The sequence below is a fragment of the Pyramidobacter porci genome (assembly GCF_009695745.1).
Classification (GTDB): Bacteria; Synergistota; Synergistia; order Synergistales; family Dethiosulfovibrionaceae; genus Pyramidobacter; species Pyramidobacter porci.
On the sequence record NZ_VUNH01000006.1, the window covers coordinates 98,069 to 120,680 of the forward strand.

The window sequence follows — 22,612 nt, forward strand, 5'->3', positions numbered from 1 at the left end:
ATTAAGAATCAATAGATGTTCGTGGGATAGATTTTCTAAATCTGTAATTATGCTTACCTTTAGTAGCTTTATTATAATATTCCATGAATATTTTATCCAGAGATGCCGGCGCTGCGTTCTATGTCTAGATTACGCGGCAAATGTTTCCGCCCGTCCCGATTCGTACGAAATCGGGACGGGCGGAGCGTTGTGCGTTTCCCTTTTTTGATACGGCAGATACGGCGCTACTGGATCCCTTGGGGGAACATGGCGTTGAGGCTTTTTTCCAGGTCGCCCATGGCCTGGCCGTAGGCGTTCCAGTCGGCGCTTTTCAGGGCCTGCTGGGAGCGGTCCCAGGCGTTTTTCGCCTGACGCCCCAGGGCCTGGATTTCGCTGTCCCCGGCAGCGGGAAGCGCGGGCTGGAAGCCCGATGGCGGAGTCTGACCGGACGGGAGCGAGATTGAAGCGTCCTGCTCGCCGGGCCGGTAGTTGAGCAGCTTTTCCAGCGCGCCTTCGAACGTCTCGTCCCAGACGACGTGTCCGCCGCTGGAGAGGATGACGCGCTTGAGCTCGGGCAGATCGCTCTGGCTGGCCTTGAGGTACAGCGGGCGCACGTAGAGCAGCGAGTTGTTGACGGGCACCACGAGCAGATGGCCGAGAATCACGTCGCTGCCGCGCTGCGACCACAGCGAGAGCTGGGCGCTGATCTCCGGCGTCTGGTTGATGAGGGCGCTGATCTGATTGGGGCCGTAGATCAGCGTCTGCTTGGGGAAGCGGTAGAGCACGAGCTTGCCGTAATTGGCGCCGTCACAGCGGCCGGCCATCCAGGAGATCATGTTGTCGCGCCCCACGGGCGTGTACGGCGTCATCATCAGGAACTCGGGCTTGCTCTCGCCGATCAGTTTGTTCATCACGTAGTACGACGACAGAGTGCCCTCGTTCGCCTCGCCCTGCAGCGTGTTCCACACGTCTTCCTTGTTGTAGAAGGTGTTGGGATCGGCCATGTGGTAGGTGCGGTAAATGTTGGCCTGCACGGAGAAGAGGTCGCGCGGGTAGCGCAGATGGGCGCGCAGCTCGGAACTCATCTCGCTGCCGGGCGAGAACAGGCTGGGGAAGATGCGCCGCCAGCAGGCGATGATGGGGTCCTGCTCGTCGATGACGTAGAACTTCATGTGGCCGTCGTAGGCGTCGACGGTACACTTGACGCTGTTGCGGATGTAGTTGATGCCGCCGGTGAGCCGTCCGCGGCGGTAGCGCTGGCCGACCGGTTCCGAGTAGGGATAGAGGCTCGACGTGGTGTAAGCGTCGACGATCCAGACGATGCGGCCGCCGATCACGGCGATGTAGGGATCGGAATCGTAGGCCAAAAACGGCGCGGCGCGGCTGAGTCGGGCGCGGACGTTGCGCTCGTAGATGACGCGGCTCTCGGGCGTGAACACGTCGGAGAAGAGGATCTTCGAGTCGCCGAACGCCAGCGTGTAGACGAGACGCCGCCACAGCGAACCGATGGGCACGCCGCCGTCGCCCTCGTACGTGCTGCGCGCGTTGGATTCGCCCATGGGATAGTCGAACTCCTTCACCGACGTTTTGACGAAGGCGTAGCTCATCGGATTCTCGCCGAAGTAGATCTGCGGCCGGCTGACGGGCAGATCCACGGTGCTGACCGGCGGCAGGTCCTTGATCCAGAGGTTGGGCTGCCCGTTCTGACCCACTTCGCGCGCGCCGTTCATGACGATGCCGTAGCCGTGCGTGAACTCGAGGTGCTGGTTGACCCAGGTGCGGTTCTGCATGCCGCTCAAGTCCAGCTCGCGCGGCGCCAGCATCACCTGGCGCATTTTGCCGCCGATGGTGTAGCGGTCGATGTCGATGGCCGAGAAATCGTAATAGCTGCGGATCTCCTGGAGTTGCTTGTAGCTGCGCAGCAGCGCGCGGTAATCCCACAGACGCATGTTCTCCAGCGTCTCCGGATCGGCCGCCGCGTCTTCGACGGTCAGCCCCGCGTCGGGCGTGATCTCGCTGGTCTCGATCTTGTCCATGCCGTAGGCGTAGAGCGTGGCCTTGATGTTGTTGCTGATGTATTCCTTTTCCTTCTCGAACTCGTTGGGCACGACGATATAGCGCTGCACCAGCTCGGGATAGAGACCGCGCAGCGCCACGTTGCAGACGACGAAGACGCCGACGACGATGCCGATGAATTTCCAGCTGCGGTTGCTTCTGATTGCGAAAAGCAGCAGCCCGGCTGCGGCGAAAGCCAGCGCGGCCAGCGCCGACAGCGCCAGCAGCGTGGCGTGGATGTCGGTGTAGCCGGGGCCGAAGACGACGCCGTTGGGGTTATAGAGCAGCAGATAGCGTTGCAGCACATACGACAGTCCCCAGAGCGCGGTCAGCGCGGCGCCGAGCGTCAACGCATGGGCGCGCACGGGGCGGGCAATCTCGACGCTGCCGAGGCGCGCGCCGCTGAAAAGACGGAAGGCGTACAGCGCGCCGCAGACGACCAGCACGTTGAACAGCAGATCCGTGAACCAGTTTTGCAAAAAATTCCAGAACGGCAGCGAGAACACATAGAATCCCACGTCGTTGCCGAAGATGGCATCCTTCACGCCGAAAGCGCCGCCGTGCGCGAACTGCAGGATCATCTGCCACTGCCCCATGGAGTCGGAACCGGCGCTGACGGCCATGAAGCACCCGACGGCCAGCGGCAGCCAGCGGCTCCATTTGTGGTTCAGGATCAGCGAAAGCGCGTCGTTCGCGCCGGGGATGCCGCGGGCGATGCGCAGCGCCGCGCGCAGATTGGGATAGACGATCACGAAGGCGACGGCCGAAAAGACGCCCAGCAGCGCCCACTGCGGCAGCAGCCGCGTCCAGAAGACCGACGTGAGATGTTCGGCCTCGTACCAGTAATAATCGGCGAGGAACGAAGCGATCATCGGCAGCCCGACGGCGACGATCAGCAGCAGCGCCAGCAAAAACAGCGTGCGCCTGCTGAAGGGCAGCGATACTTTGGGGAAAGAGGGGCGCTGTTCGCGGCGTTGCGAACCTCCGGTGCCGAAGGGGAACCCGCCGAAAGGAAAGCCGCCGAAAGGGCCGTTTCCGTCCTGATTGTTCCAGTTCATGGGTTTAAACCTCCCTGCTCGATGTTTTTCAGCGGCGCGCGCCCGCGCCGTTCCAAGAAGCCCGCTTTTCCGCCGCGCTCTTTTCGGGCTGCGAAGCGGCATAGTCCCACCGCAGGCCGCCGGGCAGCGGCTTGGGGAGGATGCGGCTGTGCACCGAGCATTGGCCGTTGCGGAACTCGACCTTGCTCAGGTACAGCGGCAGATTGTACTTTTTCATGTCGATAAAGGGCTGGATCTTTTGCAGAGCTTTCTCGACCATTCCCGTCGAAACGTCCTGACGGTTGACCTTGAGCTGAATGTCGTCGAGCCACAGCGCCGTGCCGCGGGGAACGATGCGGCAGGAAAGGTCGAGGCGGATCTTGAGGCGCATCAGGCGCAGGTCGGCCCGGTAATAGGCCGTGGCGTTGATGCGGCCGTCGCTCATCTTCACCTGCACGTTCTGCCACTCTTTCTCGTGGCCGAAAACGTGGCGGCGCAGAAAATCGTTCACGTCGTCCTCGGTGAAGGTCGCCTCGGCGTGGCAGGCCAGCATGGATTCCACGCGCGGGTGCTCCATGCCCGCCCACTGCGCCGGCGGCGTCACCTGCGCGTCGAAACAGTCCATTTTCAGCGAACGGATGCGCATGCCGCGTACGTCGGCGTTGACGCATTCAAGATAGCCCCAGGGGATGTAACCGTTTTCGCGCGGCGCCGAGCTGAGCTGGAAATAGGCTTTTTCCGGCGCCAGATTGCGCAGGAACACGCCGAACAGTTCCTGCCCGCGGTCGGGCGCTCCCCAGGCGGCCGAAGCGCCGAGAAGAAGCAGCACGGCAAGGCATGATTTCAGATATTTCAAAGGAGCGGCTCCTTTCGGGGAAGTCGTGGCTCAGGGCAGCGCCGCGCGCTTGGCGGCAATGATGCCCATCATGTCGCGGAAGGACTGAGCGAACGAAGCCAGCCCGTCGGCCAGCAGCTTTTCGGTGACGGCGGCCAGCTTGACGCCGAGCGCCGGCAGCGCCGCCAGTTCGTCGGCGAAGCCGGGAGTGCGCGCGGTGTCGGCGGGCGTCCCCTGCTTCATGAACGCCTCGAGAGCCGCCGGCGGCAGCGTGTTCACCGTGTCCCTGCCGATCAGGGAATCGACGTAAAGCGTGGGCGAATAGGCTTTATTCTTCACGCCCGTACTGGCCCAGAGCGGACGCTGCACGCGCGCGCCCTTGGCGGCCAGCGCCTGCCAGCGCGGCGACGAGAACAGTTCCGCGAACCTGGCGTAAACGGCGCGGGCGTTGGCGACGGCGATGCGCCCGGCCAGCGCCGGAGCTTTTTCCGCCAGCACGGGATCGAGCGCCGCGTCGATGCGGCTGACGAAGACCGAAGCGACCGAAGCCTGATCCAGCGGCAGCCCCCTGGCGGCGCGCCGCTCCAGACCGCCGATGTACGCCTCGGCGACAGCCTCATACTGTTCGAGCGAGAAGATCAGCGTGGCGTTGACGTTCACGCCCGCGGCGACGACTTCTTCCAGCGCGGCGGCGCCTGCGGGCGTGGCGGGGATCTTGATCATGGCGTTGGGGCAGTTCAGCGCCTTCCACAGGCGCAGCGCTTCCGACACCGTGGTGTCGCGCTCGCCGGCGATGAGCGGATTGACCTCGAGGCTGACGAAGCCGTCGCCGCCGCGCGATTCGTCCCACAGCGGGCGGAAGAGCGCGCAGGCCTCGCGCACCTCGCTCAGCGTCAGCGCGTCGTAGATTTCCGCGTCGCTTTTGCCGGCGGCGATCAGCGCTTTGACATCGGCGTCGTAATCGGCGGAGCCGGCCAGCGCCTTCTGGAAGATGGCGGGATTGGTGGTGACGCCGCGCACGCCGGCTTCCAACAGCTTTTTCAGCTCGCCGCTGCGGATCGCCCCGCGGCTGATGGAATCGTACCAGACGCTCTGTCCGAGCGCGTAAGTTTTTTGCAGTATATCGTTCATGAAGAACGCTCCTTTTTGAGAAATTGGCGCCGTCACAGAAGCAGCGACAGGCCCGAGACGACGATCATCGTCATCACGAAAACGCGAAAGAGCTTTTCCGACACGCGCTGTGCCAGTTTTAACCCCGCCAACGCGCCGGCCAGCACGGCCGGCACGAGCAGCAGCGCCTCTTTCAACAGCGAGGGGGCAAGCAGCCGCTGCTGCGCCAGCCCGATCAGCGTGAACAGATTCAGCATCAGGAAAAAGGCCGAGATCGAGACGCGGAACACGTCTTTCCTGACGTCGCCGGCGGCGAGGAAGATCGCAATCGGCGGCCCCGAGACCGCCAGAGCGCCGTTCAGCACGCCGCAGGCAAAGCCGACGCCCAGCTGCAGCGGCCGTTTTTCCACGGGGCATTTCCAGCCCAGCCACAGCAACACGCCCGCCAGCGCGATGAAAAGCCCCGCCGTTGTCTTGAACGGCCCTTCCGGCACCGTTTTCAGCGCCCAGATCCCCGGCATCACTCCCAGCGCCGCGCCCGCCAGAACTGGCAGGATCAGTTTCAGCTGGATACTGTGCCGCAGGTTCCAGAGGAAAAAAGAGTTCATGAACGTCGCCGCGATCAGCGACAGCGGTGTCACCGCTGCCGGCGGCAGAAAGCGCAGCAGTACCGGCACGCTGATCATGCCCATGCCGAATCCGGCCACGCCCTGCACGGCGCCGCCGAAAAAGACGATGCCCGCCGCCGCGAGAAGATGCGCCCCGTCCATTGCGGCCGCTTAGCCCTGCAGGGGCTCCGGCGCGGCGCCCTCGGAACGGAACAGCGTCAGATTGGCCAGCGTGTCGTCAAAACTGTCGAACGGTCCCTTGCGCACTTCGACCGAGCCCATCATCGGGCCGCTGAGCCCCCAACGTTCGCCCGTGTCAGCGCGCCATTTCACCCACCACCAGCCGCCGCCTTCGAGCTTGTAGGCCGCGTAGCCGTCGCGCCAGCGCACCAAATCTTCGGTGACGCTGTCGGGATCGACGACGCCGAAATTGAAATCCTGCTGTTCCGGCACGTTTTCGGCAGTTTCCCGCTTTTCAGCCGCGCCGTCTCGTGCCAGCGCCGCCGCGAGACGGGCGAGGATGCGGGCGCCCTCGGCGCGCGAAACGCCCGAATCGAATTTCACGGTCACGCCGCCGTGCCCCGTGCGGAAGATCATCACGCAGTCGTTTTCGTAAGGCAGGTCTTCTCCGGCCGCCAGGTTTCTGGTCACATCGTAAATCATGAAGATCGCTCCCCCTGTCGCAAGGCAAACGCAATGCAACGGTCCCATTATATCCTGTCGCGCCGCTTTTGGCATCGAAGAAGCGGAAAAAAAGGAACGCGGTAAAGGAATTTATATATGAGAAGAGAAATGGAAAATGGGCAGTGCTCAAAGAGTTGGTTATGCAAACGCTGCATGTGAAAAGAGCACGTTTTCTCTATGGATATTTGGGGTTCTCCATGCTTCTGCTCATTGTTTTTTCCCATGACAGGCTGTCCCAATAAAAAATACTCCTCTAACTCAATCGACACGCGACCTTTCCTCGTGCGTCTGCTTTAGGGGAGTGTGTTCAGCTTTTAAAATAGCCTTTGTGTAGCAAGTCACAGCGCAAATTTTTTTAATAAATTCGGGAAAGACTTTGTCGCCGGGAAACGCAAAGGATGGTTGCCGATCGACGTGAGGAAGACGCCTCCAGCTCGCCTTCCGGCGGCACCCACAATCAGACGATACATCTTAACGTCGAAAAGGTAAGGATATGAAGGAACCGTAGGCGCGCGTTAACGATGTTTCCACGTTATTCCCCATTTCAAGAGCGCTTAATTTCACGATATATCTTTTTCATTGAGTTAAATAAGTCCTCGCGCATCCGCCGCTCTTTTGATTCGGGTGACAGATTCACCAATCACGCTCCGTGGACATCCCAGATTGAAACGCTGGAAGCCACTGCCTTCTGGCCCAAACATGATGCCATCGTCAAGTCGGACATGCGCGTCGTAAATCATAAACTCATATAATTGCTTGTCTGACAGTCCTAAGACACTAAAATCGACCCACGCCAAATAAGTGCCTTGCAATTCAGACACGACCATCATGGGGAGCTCTCGAGCCATTGACTCCCTGAAAAAGTCCGAGTTCCTCTTCAGATATTTCAGCACCCCGTCAAACCATGAAGCTCCTCGTGTATAGGCGGCTTTACACGCAATATAACCGAACAGGTTGCAGGTAGTGATCCCACATCGTTCAAGATGGTCTAGCAGTTTTTTCCTTTTCTCTCGTGAAGGAACGAAAATGTTGGAATATTTCAAACCCGGCAAATTAAAAGTTTTACTTGGTGCCGTGCAAACGACAACCTCGTTTTCGAGATGAGGATTGGCGACCAGAAAGGGGACAAAGCGGTGAGGGGCGAAGGTGAAGTCACAATGAATTTCATCGGTGACTATAAGCACATGATGGCGCGCGCAGATTTCCCCCATTCTTCGCAGTTCGTCGGCTGTCCAAACTCGTCCTACCGGATTATGAGGGTTGCAAAGGAGAAACATGGTGACGCCGTTACGGCGGATCTTCTCCTCGAAGTCGTCAAAATCCACATCATAATGAGATCCGTCCCGCAGCAATGGAGAATTCACGATTCGCCGTCCGTTTCCCTCAATGGAACGCATGAAAGGATAATATACAGGTCGCGTAATCAATATGCCGTCATCCGGGCAAGTAAAACATTGAATGATCATTTTCAGTGCGCAGACCACTCCCGGCGTGTTCAAGATCCATTCTGGACGAGGCTCCCAACCGTGTCGTTTCTTCATCCAGTCACAGACGGCTTCGTCGCAGCCTTTGAGTTTGGTACTGTAACCGTAGATCCGGTGGCCGGCCGCGCGACGTGCCAAGGCTTCAGCGACAGCCGAGCAAACTTCAAAATCCATGTCCGCCGTCCCCATGGCCAGCGTATCAGGAGGGCAGGCGTTTTCTTTAATGCTGTCCCATTTGATGCTGTGCGTGTTGTGGCGATCGATTATCATGTCGAAATTGTACATTTCCTGTCATCGCTCCTTTTTCCGGTAAAAATGGTATTCATTCCACGAACTGAAACACTGCCGAAAGCAGATATATTGATTGCAAAAGAGTTTTCTTGTGATTTTTGTTCGCATGTTCTTCTTGTGGTTCTTTGGGCTATGCTGAACGCGATCGTAGATATGTTCTATATAATTTTAGATGAGGCTATTTGTATGCATGAAATAACGTGTTGCATTTCGTCAATTAAAAGCGGTTTTTCTCGAAAATAGTTAATGACATAAACTGTGTGGCTTGATAATAACACCCTCATTGGGAAAGTTCAACAATATGTTTTTTTAAATTTGTATTCTATGACGAATGCGATGAATGGATTTCGCGTATTCATCATCTGCGGGACATCTGTCTTTTCATGATTTTTTGCTTAAATCATTGATATGACAGGATTATACGGATTTTATCGCGTCTTTTGCTTGGCGTATATTGATCCTTGCGACACTGGCGGCAAAGCTAAAGAAACCGCCTTACTGAAGTGCATGAAAGAGGAATTTTATAGGAAAATTTAAAACGAATATTGACGTATGGAAGATTCGATGATAGGATTCTAATAGTTTAGCATATGAACTATTTGGCCGCGGAAGCTTTTCCCATCGTGCGTGTTGAATTCTCATTCTATCATAAGGAAGCGCTCGAATTTTGTCTCCAGATTTTGCAGCACGCTTAGATGCGTGCGGAAGCAAGTGCTTTGGATCTTTTTAGGGGCTTGGCTACGTGACATTCTGAGATGTTTAGGGCCGATATCTTTGGCGGTTCGAATGTAAGCTTGAGGCATTTTTTACATGTTGATTATTGAGATCCGAGTCTGCTGTATATGGGGAAAACTTTTGTAACCGCTATTTTATGCAGGGCTTTCGCTCTGTAAAGACAACAGGAGGTGGAAAGAATGCAACAAGACGGGAACAAGGGCGGCTCTACTACCAAACTGAAAAGATGTTTGGGCTTTTGGGATTTGATGAGCGCTGCTATTGGGCAAATTATCGGCGCAGGCATCATGACCTTGCTCGGGGCGGCGCTAGCCATGACGGGGCGATCGGTCCCGTTTGCGTTTATGATTGCGGCGACAATTACTATTACGCAGTTTTTGCCAATGCTCTTTATCTCAGGTACGGTCCGTCTGCGCGGCGGACGCTATACTATGGCAGCAATGCTGTGCGGCACGAAGCTTGCAGGTGCGTACAGCATAGTTTATATCTTTCAAAATCTGTCAATCTCGATGTATGCGCTCTCTTTTGCCAGTTACTTCATTTCTCTGTTGGGCATCGGAAGCGAAAAAACCGTAGCGTTGGTCGTACTTACGATCTTTTACGTGCTGAATTACTGCGGCATTGACAAATTTGCTTGGGCGCAAAATCTCATTGTTGGTTTTCTGATTGTGGCATTGGCGATGTTCGCTGCTGTCGGCGTGACGAAAATTGCCCCGAATTACTATGCTCAGTCCACTTTCTTTACGGGGGGCTGGATGGGTATGCTTCAGGCCGGTGCGCTGCTGACTTTTGCTACGGGCGGAGCTACTTGTATCATCGACCTTTCGGCGGAGGCAAAAAATCCCGTGCGGGATATTCCAATCATCATCGTGACGTCCACGTTGGGAGTCGCCGTGTTGTATGCAATGATTAGCATTGTTGCTGGCGGAGTCCTTCCCCTGGAGCAGGTAGCGGGGAAAAATTTGGCGCTGGTCGCGCAAACGATCTTCTCCAAACCGTTGTATGTTTTCTTCATGGTATGCGGCGCTGGATTTGCCCTGATTTCAACGCTGAACAGCCAGATGGCCTGGGCTCCGAAGCCCACTATGCAGGCCTGCGACGATGGATGGCTTCCAGCAGGATTGGCGTCGACCAACAGATTCGGCGTGCCTTGGATCATTCTTGGGATCCTTTATATCATCGCTGTTGTTTGTATCGTTTCCGGTTTGAGCGTCGCGACTCTGGGAAGTATGTGTCTTGTCGCCAACAACGTCGCTCTGTTGGTAATCTGTGCCTGCACATTCAGGTTGCCAAAGATCTGCCCTGAAGAATGGGCGGCTTCTAAATTCAAGATCAGTAACGGCATGTTGAAACTTGTTTCTTTGATTGGCACCGCAGGATGTGCTTTCAATATCTGGTTCAATTTCATCAGGTTGAGCTATACTCTCAAGATCATCAACCTTGTCGTCGTAGTCGGCGCTTTGATCTGGGGAGTCGTGCGCAGCAGGAAGGTACACATGATTGTGAGCCACGAGAAAGCCTAAGTTCATTCAGGTGAAACTTCCGCGTTGGGGAGCTGTCTTAAGTATTGGAGATAGATTTTACGATGACGGTGGCATGAAGGAGGATCGAAAACGGCCGTTGCCGCAGCAGTTTTGCCCTTTGTTTTGGGGCCGTATTGAAGGAACGGGGTCGAGCTATGGACATATTAAAACTTCTGGGTGTTTTTGCGATTCTCATTATCGTCATGTGGGCGAAGAAGCCTTTGTCGGTCGCGATGTTTTGTTCGATTATCGGCGCCGCCGCGCTCTATCAGCTTCCATTGAGCTCTGCATGGAGCGCCGTTGTCAAGGGTGGGGCGAGCTGGCCGACGTTGGAGGTTTTGCTGGTCTTTTATTCGATCACGTTCATTCAGAGAATGATGGAGAAACGTAAGAATCTGAGCAACTGCGAGATGGCTCTCAATGGGCTCTTCAATAATCGACGAGTCAACGTTGCCGTTGCGCCGTTTCTGATCGGCTGTTTGCCGGCCGTAAGCGCCGTGCTGCTCTGCAGTCTCATTGTACGTAAGAGCGCGGGCGAAGCGCTCTCCATACCTGAAAAGGCAGCCTGTACGTCTTACTTCCGACATATTTCCGAAAGCTTTCTGCCCACTTACACAACGATCTTTATCGCCGTCACCCTTACCAACGGAGCTGTGACGGTAAGCGATTTCATGACGGCGATGTTGCCTATGGTGGTTGCGCTGTTCATCTCGGGATACGTCGTCTACCTGCGGCGGATTCCCAAGGACACGGGAACTGTCCCCGACAAAACGAGAGGTTATTACTGGGGATTGCTTATGACTAGTGTGTGGCCCATCGTTCTGGCCATTGTCCTCATCCTTGCGTTCAAGATACGCGTAGTTGTTGCTGTGTTCCTTTGCATCGTTCTCAACGTTTTCGTGGCGAAATTCTCGCTCGGGGAACTGCTCCCTTTTTTACGTTCCGCATTTGAAGTCCGTTTAATGGCGAATACGTGGCTAGTGATGATTTTCAAAGAGGTTCTGGCGGCTACCGGCGTGATCTCCAAGCTTCCTGCGTTCTTCGGCATGCTGCCTCTCCCGACCTTCATGATTTTTGCCATGGTGTTTTTCTTTGGCACGATTGTCGCGGGGAGTCAGGGAATCATTGCCCTGGCCATGCCTCTGCTGATATCCGCCCTCGACGGGAAGCCCGTGCTCGCCATGTTTATCTTGGTTATGAGCATGAGCTATGCCGCTATGCAGATGTCGCCGGTACATGTCTGCCTGACGATCTGCGCTGAAGATTACGGTTGTTCTTTAGGAGCGCTGATTTATAAAACGTTGCCGATCGTGCTTGTTTTCGTGGTCCTCTCGTTCGCGTATTACTTCGTATTGTCAGGGCTCGGTTTTTAAGGCGTGGCTGTTCAATTGACTGGTTCCGCAGGGCAGGGATATAGTTATAACTTTTATTGAGACCTATAGGAGAAAGGACGTGTTGTAGGTGAAATATGATTTCACATCCATTATGGAGCGTCATGGCAAGGATTCAATCGCAGTGGATATGATCCCAATCCCGGGAGCGCAAGTGAAAGAAGGCTTCGACAAAATTCCCATGTGGGTGGCCGACATGAATTTCCCGACGGTCCCCACGATTCCCGAAGCCATCATTGCGCGCGCCAAGCACTCTGCATATGGATACTTCAGGCCGACGCAGGAGTATTTCGACGCTATCATTCAGTGGCAGGAAAGGCGGAACGGCGTCAAAGGGCTGACTGCCGAGTGTATCGGTTACGAAAACGGCGTGTTGGGCGGCGTTGTTTCCGCCATGAATATATTTTGTTCCAAGGGTGACAATATCCTAATCCATTCGCCGACCTATATCGGTTTCACCAAGAGTCTTACCAATAACGGCTACTGTATTGTCCACTCCGAACTCAAGAGAGACAGCGCGGGTGTCTGGCGCATGGACTTCGAAGATATGGAAAAGAAGATTGCAGACAACAAAATCCATGCCGCCGTGTTCTGTAACCCTCACAATCCTTGCGGCCGCGTCTGGGAGAGATGGGAAATTGAAAAGGCGATGGATATCTACAAGAGGCACGACGTGTTCGTCGTCTCTGACGAAATATGGTCCGATCTTACGCTTGCCGGCAACAAGCACATCCCTACGCAGTCGGTTTCCGAGGATGCCCGCGATCGCGTCGTCGCCCTTTATGCGCCGTCGAAGACTTTCAATCTCGCCGGCCTCGTCGGCGCCTATCGCATCGTCTATAACAAGTGGATGAGGGAGCGTATGGAAAAGGAGAGCTCGTTATCCCACTACGACTCGATGAACGTTCTTTCCATGCACGCTCTCATCGGTGCCTACAAACCGGAAGGCTACGAGTGGGTAGACGAGCTTAAGCAAGTCCTTAGCGCCAACGTCGATTACGCTTACGATTACATTGTCAAGAATTTTGAAGGCGTTGAGCTTGCCAAACCGCAGGGAACTTACATGCTTTATCTTGACTGTACCAAGTGGTGTGAAGCTCATGGCAAGACAATCGATGAGCTTCAGCAGATGGGTGTCGCGGTGGGCGTCATCTGGCAGGATGGGCGTCCGTTCTTTGCTCCCAATTCGATCCGCATTAATCTTGCCGTACCGCTGAGCCGTGTCAAGGAGGCTTTTGACCGCTTGGATAAATACGTGTTCAACGCCTGATCCTCCGTTTGACAAGGCGACTCTAAAACTTTTCCCATAGGCGAGCGGCGGGGGCTTTCGCCTTGCCCGCAGGAAAAGATTTTGTCTCTTTTTTCGTTCGTTCCATTCCGGCGCGATATATTTGCGGGGGCTCGGAGCCCTGCACGAAGCGCGTTGAATCGCTTCGAATGCGCTCTGTTTGGCACGGGCTTGGAAGGCTCTTCATTTCGGAAAGACGTCACGGCTTGTTGTGAATGGGAAATTCGCTGAAGTCGATATCTCCAAAGCTTTTTAGGCAGGAGAGTTCGAGCGTGGCAAGAGGAGTGATCGACATGATGGATGACATAGAGATCAGAAACGAAGCGGCGGCGCAGCGCGATTATGTGATTGGTTGCCGAAGAGCGATACACCGGTTTGCTGAAACAAGCGGTCGCGAGGTCAGGACCAGCGCGTTCATCAAACAGCAGCTCGACGAGATCGGCATTCCCTATGAATCGCTTGTGAAAACTGGCATAATCGGTATTCTCGACACTGGCAGAGCGGGACCTCACATTGCTCTGAGGGCGGACATCGATGCCTTGCCGCTGCCCGAGAATCCTGACAATCTCAAAAGGGCGCGAGTCGTGATATCGGATACGCCCGATGAAACCTGTCACGCGTGTGGACATGACGCACACACGGCAATGCTTCTGGGAGCAAGCAAAGTCTTGAGAAAACATATCGGCGAACTGACGGGAGTCATTTATCTGTGTTTCGAAGAAGGCGAGGAAAATGGCGGCGGCATCCAGGTCATGTTGGACACACTCGCAACGAAAAAGGTCGACTCCTGCTGGGGAATTCACGTGTATAACGCTCTCGAATCCGGAAAAATCTGCGTTCAGGCCGGGCCGAGAATGGCCGGGGCCATCCGGGTCGAGCTGACGTTCGTCGGACGCGGCGGGCATGGCTCGCGCCCGGATCTGTCGATCAATCCCGTGTTTTGCGCGGCGAATTTCGTCAACAATCTGGCCGTCGCGTTCGTGAATCAAATAGACGCCAACGAGACCGTCACCTGCGGGATCACGGCCATACAGGGCGGCCAGGTGGCAAACGTCATTCCGGACACGGCCACCGTTCTTGGTTCGCTCCGCTTTTTCAGCATGAGCGAGGGCGACAAAGCGGTCAGGATATTGCACGAAGTCGCGGAAAATACGGCTCGTATGCATCGTTGTAGTGTTGAATATAACGAGAAATACAATAAGATTTCCGTTGGGCCGACCATCAACGATCCGTACTATTCCGAGCTCGCGGCTAAAGCCCTGGATGCGGTTTTGCCTTCTGGGACCGTGTCGCCGTGCGCGCCTTGGTACGCTTCGGATTCGTTCAGCCTCTGGCTGAACCGCTATCCCGGCGTATACGCTCATCTGGGAATCAACAACCCCGAATACGGGAGCGGCGCTCCCCATCACAACTCATATTTTGACGTGGATGAGAACGTTTTGGATATCGGTCTGATCGCAACGCTGAAATACGTTAACGCTCTTGGGGAAGAGGCAACGCCGGGGCAAGCTTCCAAAGAAAAAGCGTAGAGACTCGTCGAGGGGAAAAAATATGACGGAGAAGAAGAGACAATCTGAGCAAAAGAAGAAGTTCAAAATGCCCCATTTGCTGTGGCTGATGCTCGGCCTGCTGCTTTTTTCCAGCCTGCTTACCTACGTCATTCCCGCCGGGCAGTTTGGCAAAACGGCCAGCGGCGCCCTCGATGGCACGAAGTTCAGCTATCTCGGTTATCAGACGCCGGTTAACTTGCTGAGGACGCTGCTGTCTATCTTTCCGGGGCTGACGGGCTCCGCTTCCATTATCATGATCGTGATGATTTGCGGCGCGTGCATGCAGGTATTCTTGGACACGAAGACTTTTGACAGGCTGCTCGACTGGACCATCTACAAAACCGAAGGGAAAAGCGATACGCTGCTCATCAGTACCTTGTTCTGTATGATGGTGTATTTAGGCGGTTTCGGTGGTTCCGACGCTCTGATTGCCGTCGTGCCGATCGGTATCGCGTTTGCGCGGAAAATGCGCCTCGATGCGATCAGCGCTATCGGCGTCACGACATTTGCGACGTTGATTGGTTTCGGGACCGGCCCTACGAAGATGTACGTGATCCAGGGGCTGATGGGAACCCGCCTGTACGGCGGCTTCATGACGCGTTTTCTCATTCTGAACGTTTTCATGCTCCTCGGGCTGCTCATGTTGCTGAGGTATGTGCGGCGGATCCGCCGCGATCCGTTGGTCTCGCTGAAATATCAGGAAGAGCCGCTTCCCGGTGCCGACGTCGGCGCCGAAGGGGGCGGGGTACCCGCGGCCGTCATGGATTGGAAAATCGTGATCAACATGTTCCTGTTTATCGGCCAGTTTGTTCTGATCACGGTGTACGGTTTGATGAGCAACGATTACAATATGCGTTTCTCCGTTCAGGCGGCGACGATGATGGTAGTCGCGCTCGTGCAGGGGAAGATCGCGGGCATGTCCGCGGATGAACTCGGCGACTCGTTCGCCAAGGGGCTTGCGTCGATGGCCTTTGTGGTCTTTGTCATCGGCTTGGCCCGGAGCGTATCGATCGTACTGTCCGAGGGTAACGTCCTGCACACCATTGTATATGCGCTGACCAGACCGCTGATGGATCTGCCGCGTTGGGTCGCTTCGATCGGCATGATGCTGATCATTGCGGTGATCAATCCGATTATTCCTTCGGCCACGTCGAAGGGCGCGATTCTCGTGCCGATCATCAAGCCGATCGGGGAAGTCCTGGGTTTGGCTCCGGAACTGGTCGTTCAGGCCTTTCAATTCGGCGACGGATTCACGAACATCATTTCCCCGATTCTTGGCTGGACGGTGGGCAGCCTGGCCATGGTGAAGGTTTCATTCCCGCGTTGGTTTGAGTGGGCGTTTGGCAAAGTTCTGGCGTTTATTGGCGTTGCGGCCCTGCTGATGTTTCTCTTTACGATTTCCGGCTGGACGTTTGCACTCTAGTTGGCACTGCCGCAGCGGGGGTTATAGCGTGAAAAATGGAATTTCATTTGCAAGATATGAGTCGACCGAAGCGCGTTGGAGCGTCGCTCAGTTCGTGGGGCGAACGAAGGAGCGTTTCTTGCGAGGGAGATCTTGTTCAAGGAGGGTCAAGCATGGCAAGGTTGGAAGTTGGCGACATCCTGCCGGATTTTCGCTATGAGACTCCGTTTGAGCGCGGACTTTTCATGAGCAGCACCGCTTGCAAGGCAAACAAGACGGCGTTGGTCTTCTTGAGATATTATGGCTGTACGTTATGCCAGTACGACATGCACGAGATAGCGGATCATTATCAGCGTATATTGGAGGGCGGCTCTCAGCTGCTGGTCGTTCTGCAGTCTGAGCCGAAGAAGCTGGCGCAGCAGCTGACTCCTGACGCGTTTCCTTTTTCCATTGTGTGCGACCCGCAGCAGGAACTGTATCACCGCTTTGAGATTATGCCCGCGCGGTCCAAAGAAAGCATGCTGGATTCGGCGACGCTGAGAAAAATAGAAAAGGCTCGTCAATTGTTTTCCCATGGCGAATATGAGGGCGAAGAACTGCAGCTTCCTGCTGTTTTTGTCTTCGACGGAAGATTGTCGATCTCTTACGTTCATTATGGGAAAACGGCCGGCGACATTCCCGGTACGGACGAGCTGATCGCTCTTTTGACTTGATTCTTTCTTTTACGAGACGCCGCTCTCGTTTTCGTCGAGAGCCGAGCATTATTTGTCGCCGCCCTGTAATTCTGCTGGCTGCGTCGTTTGTTTGCAAGCGTTTTTGTCTGAGGCTCGCGTCCCAAATACCAAAAAGCAGTTCGTTTTGCGCGCGGTGCGCAAAACGAACTGCTTTTCTTTCGGAACGTCTCCGTTGCAATGAAGGGGTATCGCCGTATTGAAACCAAGTGGCGTCCAGATGTTTCTCGAAGCCTTGGAAGCGACATGTCAGAAATTAGAAACGGCGCGAGCGCCTTTTTCAGCAACCCGTATAACGCGCCGACATATACCGCTTTTTCTCTTGAGCGCTGAGTTTTTTGCGAAATGTACTGTTTACGCGTTTGAACCAAAGGATACGGTATCGAAGTACCTTAAAGAATCCATCGATTTCCTTAGGAGTACAATTTTTCAACAGATAATTGATCTGCGCAAGCATTCCCTCGCGATCATAGCTTTGGTGCGCCTCGCAGGTTTTGCGTCCCATTTCGGTGACAAAGATGCGGTACTCGCGCTTGTTATTGAGATTGACCTTGCGGGAGATCATGCCTTGCTTTTCAAGGCGCGAGACGATTTGAGAGATGGAACTTTTGGTACGGTTGGTAATTTCGGCCAGACGCGTCGCCGTCAACCCTTCCTCGGCTTGTATGTAGTTCAGCGTGTGAGCTTCCACTTCGCTTATGGCGATGCCCGTACCGTAGTCGCGCAAGATGAGCGAATAACAGTTCATGACTGACTGATACCGGTACAGAGTCTCCACTTTTTCATCAAGACTTGCCAAAACGTTCTCCGTCTCGTGTAACTGTGCCACCGTCAGTCCTCCATTCGTTTCTTCTTACGCTCTTGGCATGCCGCCAGCGAGTCTCATTGCGGGCGTAAGTGTATTATAGCACGATTGGAGCCAGGAGCGGCAGAGAATTACCGATTCGTCAAATGGGGTATTCGCAAACGGAAGGGTGCGCGATTGGCAAAAATTTTTTCAGGTACTATCCTAGCGAAAGCCTATGTGCCGCAACAACGCTTTCATGCTTGCAAGCTGGCGTCGCTTGGGCTTGCTGTTCAGACAAATACGGTCTTCGTCTCTTCTGGACATGTTTTTCCGTATATGCTATCATCTCTTGTCGGATATAGATTGGATGCAATGCGAGGCGCCGCAGTTTCGGGAGAGACGCGAGGAATCCCGTTGGAGAATGTTCGTGCCGGCGGGCGGCGTTTTGCCGAAGGGGTGTGCTTGGCTTTTCCTGCGGCTTGTGAAAATGCACGAGTCTATCGCAAAGAGATTCATGCCCCGAAGGAGTTTTTTCATGAACGTCAGAGCGGTGCTCTTCGATTTCGACATGACCCTGATCGACACCAGCGGCGCGCTGCTGGCGAACGTCAACAAGATCGCCGATCATTTCGGCCGTCCCCGCTGCACGCGCGAACGTTTGTTGGAAGTGATCGGCTACAATTCGCGCGATTTCTGGCGGGCGCTGCTCGGCGACGAGCGCCCCGAATACGGCGAGTACTACGTCAAAGAGTGCGCGCCTTACGAAGCGGCGATGATGACGCCCGCGGCGGGCGCCGTCGAGTGCGTCGCGGAGCTGCGTGCATTGGGCGTCAAAGTGGGCTGCGCTTCGAACCGCATCGCGCCGCTCCGCGTCATCCGCGTCAAGCACCTCGAACGCCTGATGGACTGCGTGGTCGGCGCCGACGCGGTGGCGCGCCCCAAGCCCGCGCCCGACGTGCTGCTCAAGGGCGCCGAACTGCTGGGCTGCGCGCCCGAAGACGCCCTTTACGTGGGCGACACGCCCATCGACGTGGAGGCCGCCCGCCGCGCCGGCATGCGCAGCGTCGCCGTGCTCGCCAGCAATGCGGCCGAAACGCTGGAACGCGCCGGCGCCTGGCGCATCGTCGAAACGCTTCGCGAATTCGTCCCGCTGCTCAAGCGCGAGGGCTTGCTTTGAGAAACGAAAATCGCCGTCAACGGATCTTTGAGAGAGCCGTCGGCGGCGGTCTTTTCATTTTGTCCGGTGCGTTCCCGATCGTCCGTCCGCCCGTTTTTCCGCGGCGGGCGGCGCTTCCTCCGGATTCTCCGCTTCGAAGCGGTCGATCTCGCGGCGAAGTTCCGTCGGCATGCGGCGGGCGCTGCGCACGGCGCGGACGCCGAATTTCTTCATCAGTGCCATCGGCAGCAGTTCACGGCCGTAGCGTCGCAGCATGGCCAGGCGCATGACCATGTTCATGCGCACGGCGCCGTCGTCATAGTCGCAGGGAATGTCGGTCTCGAGGACGCGGCACTTGCAGTAGATGGCCGACACGGGAGAACCGATGTACAGGTAGACGAGGTCGCCCGGGCGCACGCGGGCAGTCTGCTTCCACGTGTGCACGGGATTTTCGGCGAAGCCCTTTTCCACATCGTAGTATCTGTAGTTGGCGGGCACGATCCAGGCGCCGTCGCTGAGCGCGGCGGAGCTTTTGCCTGCGCCGCGGGCCGCGAAGGCGTGGCTGGCCTCGAGCAATTCCATGACGCGTTCGTCGCCGAGCGAATCGTCGAGCGCGACGGTGACCCAGTATTTTTTGTTCATGTGGTAGCAGCGGAAAATTCCCCGTTCTTTCAGGAGCGCAGGCACGTCCGCGGCGTCGGCCTTGACGTTGAGCACGTCGACTTCGCCGTCTTTCCCGGGTTCGAGCTTGCCGCGGCCTATGCGCATGATCACGCCGTACCATTTGCGCGTGCGCGGCTCGCGGAACACGGCGGATGTTTCGTCCTGCCACGGGAACTCGGGCGGGTCGCCGAAACGCTCGCGGATCAGCGCGGCGACGCGGTTCGACTGGTCGGCGACGAAGTCGTGCGCGGTAAAGCACCGCTGCGCCAGATCGCGCAGCACGTCCGCGTAAGCCTGCCGTACCGAGGCCACGAAAGCTCCCGACTGGCTGGGGATGTGCACGGCCAGGTATTCGTCGCTGGTGTCGAGGTCGTAAACGCGCCCGCGCACCTCGCCTTTGGCGTCGACGCGGATGTCGGCGCGGAACTGGCCGTCCATGAAGACGCGCGAACAGCGCCACTCCCGCCCGTCTTTCTTCAGGCCGGCGGCCTCGAAGCGGGAAAAGTCGGGCCGCCGCCGCTGGAAGATCTCGCTCTCGAGGGTCATTCCGGCGCCTCCGTTAAAGCCCGAGAGCCATCAGATACAGAGACTGGTATCCGCCGCCACGCAAACGGAAAGCTTTCTCGCGCACGCCATACGTAACGAAGCCGAAGCGCTGGTACATCGCGACGGCCCGCCCGTTACCCGTTACTACGTCCAGTTCCAGTTGTTCGAACTGGGCCGCGCGGGCACACTCGAGCAATGATTCCATGAGCAGGGAGCCGATTCCCCACCCCCAGTAGGCGCGAAGCACGCACAACCCCGCGCTGGCGCGATGACGGCATTTTTCGCAGGGAACGGGCGGAGCAAAACCGGCGCTGGCAGTCAGCACGCCGTCGACTTCGGCTATCAGCAGCAATTCCGTGGGACTGGCCTCCGACGCCTCGATAGAACGCCGCTGCGCTTCGGCGTCGACGGCGATCTCATCGGCGTAACGCAACATGAAGTCTGTTTCCACCGCGGCGCACCGGCGTTGCTCCAGCAACACAGCGGCATCTTCAGCGGCCGCGCTGCGCAGGACGCAGAGGCTTCCGTTTCTCAGCGTTATTTTACGAAAATATTTCATCCTTTTACCTTTCTTTACCGTGATTTCGATCGCGGTCCCTTCTTGGCGTCTCCGGGCTGTTCGCCGGAGACGCCTTGTTATACGCGGCTGATGAAGGAGGCCATCATGGCCACGCGAGGCACGAGCTGGTCGAGATAAACCTGTTCCTGCGGGTTGTGCATGAAGTCGCCGACCACGCCCATGCCGTCGATGGTGGGCACGCCGGCGGCGGAAATGTCGTTGCCGTCCGAACAGCCGCCCACCATGGGCGCCGCCTCGAGTTCCATGTCGAGGTCGGCGCCGACCTGCTGAAGCAGAGCGAAGAGCTTTCGGTTGGCCTCACACTCGGCCAGCGGCGGGTGAGACAGTTTGATCTCGAACTCCACGCGCGCGCCGGGCAGCACGGCCCCGCGCCCGGCGAAAACGGCGCGGCCGCGTTCGACTTCCTCGGGCACGCACATGCGCCAGTCCACGACCGCTTCGGCGTAATCGCAGACCACGTTGTCCGCGGTTCCGCCGCGGATCACGTTGGCGCTGAACGTGCTGCCGCCGGGGCCGTAATCCGACTGGCTCTCGGCGAAGAGGATCTGGTGCGCCAGCTCGATGTTGGCGTTGACGCCGCCCCGCGGATCGTTGCCGGAGTGGGCCGCCTTGCCCCAGCATTTGATGAGGATCTGGCCGCCGCCCTTGCGGCTGACTTTGATCAGGCCGCTTTTGGCCACGGCCGGCTCGGCGACGATGCAGGCGCAAGCCTCCTTCGCCTTTTCCAGCAGCAGCGGACGGGAATGGAACGATCCCGTTTCCTCGTCGGAGTTGTTGACGATCAGAACTTTCTTGTCCAGCTTCACGCCCAGCTCCCGAAGCGCTTTCAGCGCCCAGATCACGGAGACGTCGCCGCCCTTCATGTCGACCACGCCGGGGCCGTAGAGGATGTTGCCTTCCCGGCGCACCGGCACCGTTCCCAAAGGGTGGACCGTGTCGTAGTGACCGACGATCAGCAGCGTGCGGTCGCCCGAGCCGATCTCGGTGACGAGGTGATCGCCCACTTCCGTCTGCGGCACGAACTGCGTCGCGGCGCCGAGTCGGTCTTTGTAGAGCGAGGCAAGCCGCCGCGCGCACGCGTCGGCGGCCGCCTTGTCCCCGGTCGGCGATTCGGCGCGGGCGAGCGCGACGAGATCGGCGACGATGTCTTCCCTGTGCGCTTCGAGATAATCGTAAATTTTCTTTTCGAGAGCTCTCATGAAGAAACCTCCTTGCACAAACGCTTCGTTTTTTTTCGTCGGCGCAGGGCCGAAAGACCGCGGGCGCAGCTCACGCGCGCCCCGTCCGTGATTGTCTCTGGGCGGCGAAAAACAGCGCCAGCCCGGCGAGGATGACGGCGATGCCTGCGGCCTGCCGCGCCGAAAGCGTCTCGCCGAGGAACAGCCAGGCGAGGAAGCAGGTGCCGACCGGCTCGCCGAGGATTCCCATGGTGACGGTGGTGGCCGAGATCCATTTGAGCAGCACGTTGAACACCATCTGCCCGCCGATCGTCGAGACCAGCGCCAGACCGAGGAACGCGCCCCAGGTGGAAGCGGGATAGCCGGCGAACGGATAGCCCATGAAAAGCGCGTAGAGCGCGAGGACGGCCGCACTGCTGCCGTAGCTGAGCACCGAATAGGGCACGGCGCCCATGCGGCGGCGCAGGATCTGCCCGCAGAAAAAGTACAGGCTGATGACGCCGCCGGAAACGAGCGCCAGCAGGTCGCCCCATAGCGACTGGCTGCTGACGCTGAAATCGCTCCAGCCCACGACCGCCGAGCCGGCGATGGCGATCGCGCCGCCGGTCAGCGCACGGGCGCTCAGCCTTTCGCCGAGGAACAGCCGCCCCCACATCACCGAAAACAGCGGCTGCAGCGCCGCCAGCACGGTGGAGCTGGCGACCGACGTGTAGCGCAGCGACTCGAACCACATCACGTAATGGACGGCGAGAAAAAAACCGGCCAGCGCGCCTTCCGCATATTGAATCGGAGAGAGCGAGCGCAGCTCGCGCCGGTCGTTTTTGTGGCTCAACAGCCACGGCAGCAGCGCCAGCGTGGCGAAAAAGAGCCGGTAGAAGGCGATGATGCCCGCCGGCGCGCGGGCGACCTTGGCGAAAACGCCCGACGCGGACAACATGAACACGCCGGCTGCCAGCGCCAGATAAATGACGGAACGAGATCTCACGGCGATTCCTCCTT

18 protein-coding genes are annotated in these 22,612 nt (G+C 57.2%); 7 read left to right on the forward strand and 11 right to left on the reverse strand.

The annotated features are described in order from the left end of the window. Positions 1-224: 224 nt before the first annotated feature. From FYJ74_RS06675 to FYJ74_RS06700, 6 genes are all read right to left on the reverse strand, one after another. On the reverse strand, positions 225-3,092 hold the full coding sequence (locus tag FYJ74_RS06675; RefSeq protein ID WP_154528807.1) for a UPF0182 family membrane protein: 2,868 nt from the start codon (positions 3,090-3,092) through the stop codon (positions 225-227). A gap of 28 nt (positions 3,093-3,120) precedes the next feature. After that, the gene (locus FYJ74_RS06680) at positions 3,121-3,927 is read right to left on the reverse strand and encodes an LmeA family phospholipid-binding protein (protein ID WP_154528808.1); all 807 of its coding nucleotides are present in this window, start codon (positions 3,925-3,927) and stop codon (positions 3,121-3,123) included. Between the two features lie 30 nt (positions 3,928-3,957). Further along, a complete protein-coding gene (gene tal, locus FYJ74_RS06685) occupies positions 3,958-5,037 on the reverse strand; it encodes a transaldolase (protein WP_154528809.1) in 1,080 nt (359 codons plus the stop codon). Positions 5,038-5,069: 32 nt separating this feature from the next. Further along, entirely contained in the window at positions 5,070-5,786 is a 717-nt protein-coding gene (locus FYJ74_RS06690) for a sulfite exporter TauE/SafE family protein (RefSeq protein ID WP_154528810.1), read from the reverse strand. Positions 5,787-5,795: 9 nt separating this feature from the next. After that, complete coding sequence (locus FYJ74_RS06695; protein ID WP_154528811.1) at positions 5,796-6,287, reverse strand: hypothetical protein; 492 nt, start codon at positions 6,285-6,287, stop codon at positions 5,796-5,798. 605 nt (positions 6,288-6,892) lie between these two features. After that, on the reverse strand, positions 6,893-8,077 hold the full coding sequence (locus tag FYJ74_RS06700; RefSeq protein ID WP_154528812.1) for a MalY/PatB family protein: 1,185 nt from the start codon (positions 8,075-8,077) through the stop codon (positions 6,893-6,895). 920 nt (positions 8,078-8,997) lie between these two features. On the opposite strand from FYJ74_RS06700, the gene FYJ74_RS06705 reads away from it, so the two are divergent. From FYJ74_RS06705 to FYJ74_RS06730, 6 genes are all read left to right on the forward strand, one after another. Then, positions 8,998-10,341 carry an APC family permease gene (locus FYJ74_RS06705; protein ID WP_154528813.1) on the forward strand — a complete coding sequence of 448 codons (1,344 nt, stop codon included), beginning with the start codon at positions 8,998-9,000 and terminating at the stop codon, positions 10,339-10,341. A gap of 155 nt (positions 10,342-10,496) precedes the next feature. Continuing rightward, complete coding sequence (locus FYJ74_RS06710) at positions 10,497-11,714, forward strand: DUF401 family protein (RefSeq protein ID WP_154528814.1); 1,218 nt, start codon at positions 10,497-10,499, stop codon at positions 11,712-11,714. 88 nt (positions 11,715-11,802) lie between these two features. Continuing rightward, positions 11,803-13,002, forward strand: coding sequence for a MalY/PatB family protein (locus FYJ74_RS06715; RefSeq protein ID WP_244388688.1), 1,200 nt, complete (start codon positions 11,803-11,805; stop codon positions 13,000-13,002). A 290-nt stretch (positions 13,003-13,292) separates the two neighbouring features. Further along, positions 13,293-14,549 carry an amidohydrolase gene (locus FYJ74_RS06720; RefSeq protein WP_195838835.1) on the forward strand — a complete coding sequence of 419 codons (1,257 nt, stop codon included), beginning with the start codon at positions 13,293-13,295 and terminating at the stop codon, positions 14,547-14,549. A gap of 67 nt (positions 14,550-14,616) precedes the next feature. After that, positions 14,617-15,993: an AbgT family transporter gene (locus FYJ74_RS06725; RefSeq protein ID WP_229769389.1), complete on the forward strand. Its 1,377-nt coding sequence runs from the start codon at positions 14,617-14,619 to the stop codon at positions 15,991-15,993. A gap of 35 nt (positions 15,994-16,028) precedes the next feature. Then, complete coding sequence (locus FYJ74_RS06730; protein ID WP_229769390.1) at positions 16,029-16,685, forward strand: redoxin domain-containing protein; 657 nt, start codon at positions 16,029-16,031, stop codon at positions 16,683-16,685. Positions 16,686-16,983: 298 nt separating this feature from the next. On the opposite strand, the gene FYJ74_RS06735 is transcribed toward FYJ74_RS06730, so the two are convergent. Next, complete coding sequence (locus tag FYJ74_RS06735) at positions 16,984-17,532, reverse strand: MarR family winged helix-turn-helix transcriptional regulator (protein WP_154528817.1); 549 nt, start codon at positions 17,530-17,532, stop codon at positions 16,984-16,986. 493 nt (positions 17,533-18,025) lie between these two features. Between FYJ74_RS06735 and FYJ74_RS06740 the strand changes: the two genes are divergently transcribed. Continuing rightward, positions 18,026-18,667, forward strand: coding sequence for an HAD family hydrolase (locus tag FYJ74_RS06740; protein WP_195838836.1), 642 nt, complete (start codon positions 18,026-18,028; stop codon positions 18,665-18,667). Positions 18,668-18,721: 54 nt separating this feature from the next. Here FYJ74_RS06740 and FYJ74_RS06745 read toward each other — a convergent pair whose 3' ends face one another. From FYJ74_RS06745 to FYJ74_RS06760, 4 genes are all read right to left on the reverse strand, one after another. After that, positions 18,722-19,855: an MmcQ/YjbR family DNA-binding protein gene (locus FYJ74_RS06745; protein WP_154528819.1), complete on the reverse strand. Its 1,134-nt coding sequence runs from the start codon at positions 19,853-19,855 to the stop codon at positions 18,722-18,724. Positions 19,856-19,868: 13 nt separating this feature from the next. Then, positions 19,869-20,414, reverse strand: a complete 546-nt coding sequence (locus tag FYJ74_RS06750; RefSeq protein WP_154528820.1) for a GNAT family N-acetyltransferase — start codon at positions 20,412-20,414, stop codon at positions 19,869-19,871. Between the two features lie 77 nt (positions 20,415-20,491). Beyond that, positions 20,492-21,634 carry a M20 family metallopeptidase gene (locus tag FYJ74_RS06755; protein WP_229769391.1) on the reverse strand — a complete coding sequence of 381 codons (1,143 nt, stop codon included), beginning with the start codon at positions 21,632-21,634 and terminating at the stop codon, positions 20,492-20,494. 70 nt (positions 21,635-21,704) lie between these two features. After that, positions 21,705-22,598, reverse strand: a complete 894-nt coding sequence (locus FYJ74_RS06760) for a DMT family transporter (RefSeq protein WP_320633647.1) — start codon at positions 22,596-22,598, stop codon at positions 21,705-21,707. Positions 22,599-22,612: the final 14 nt, after the last annotated feature.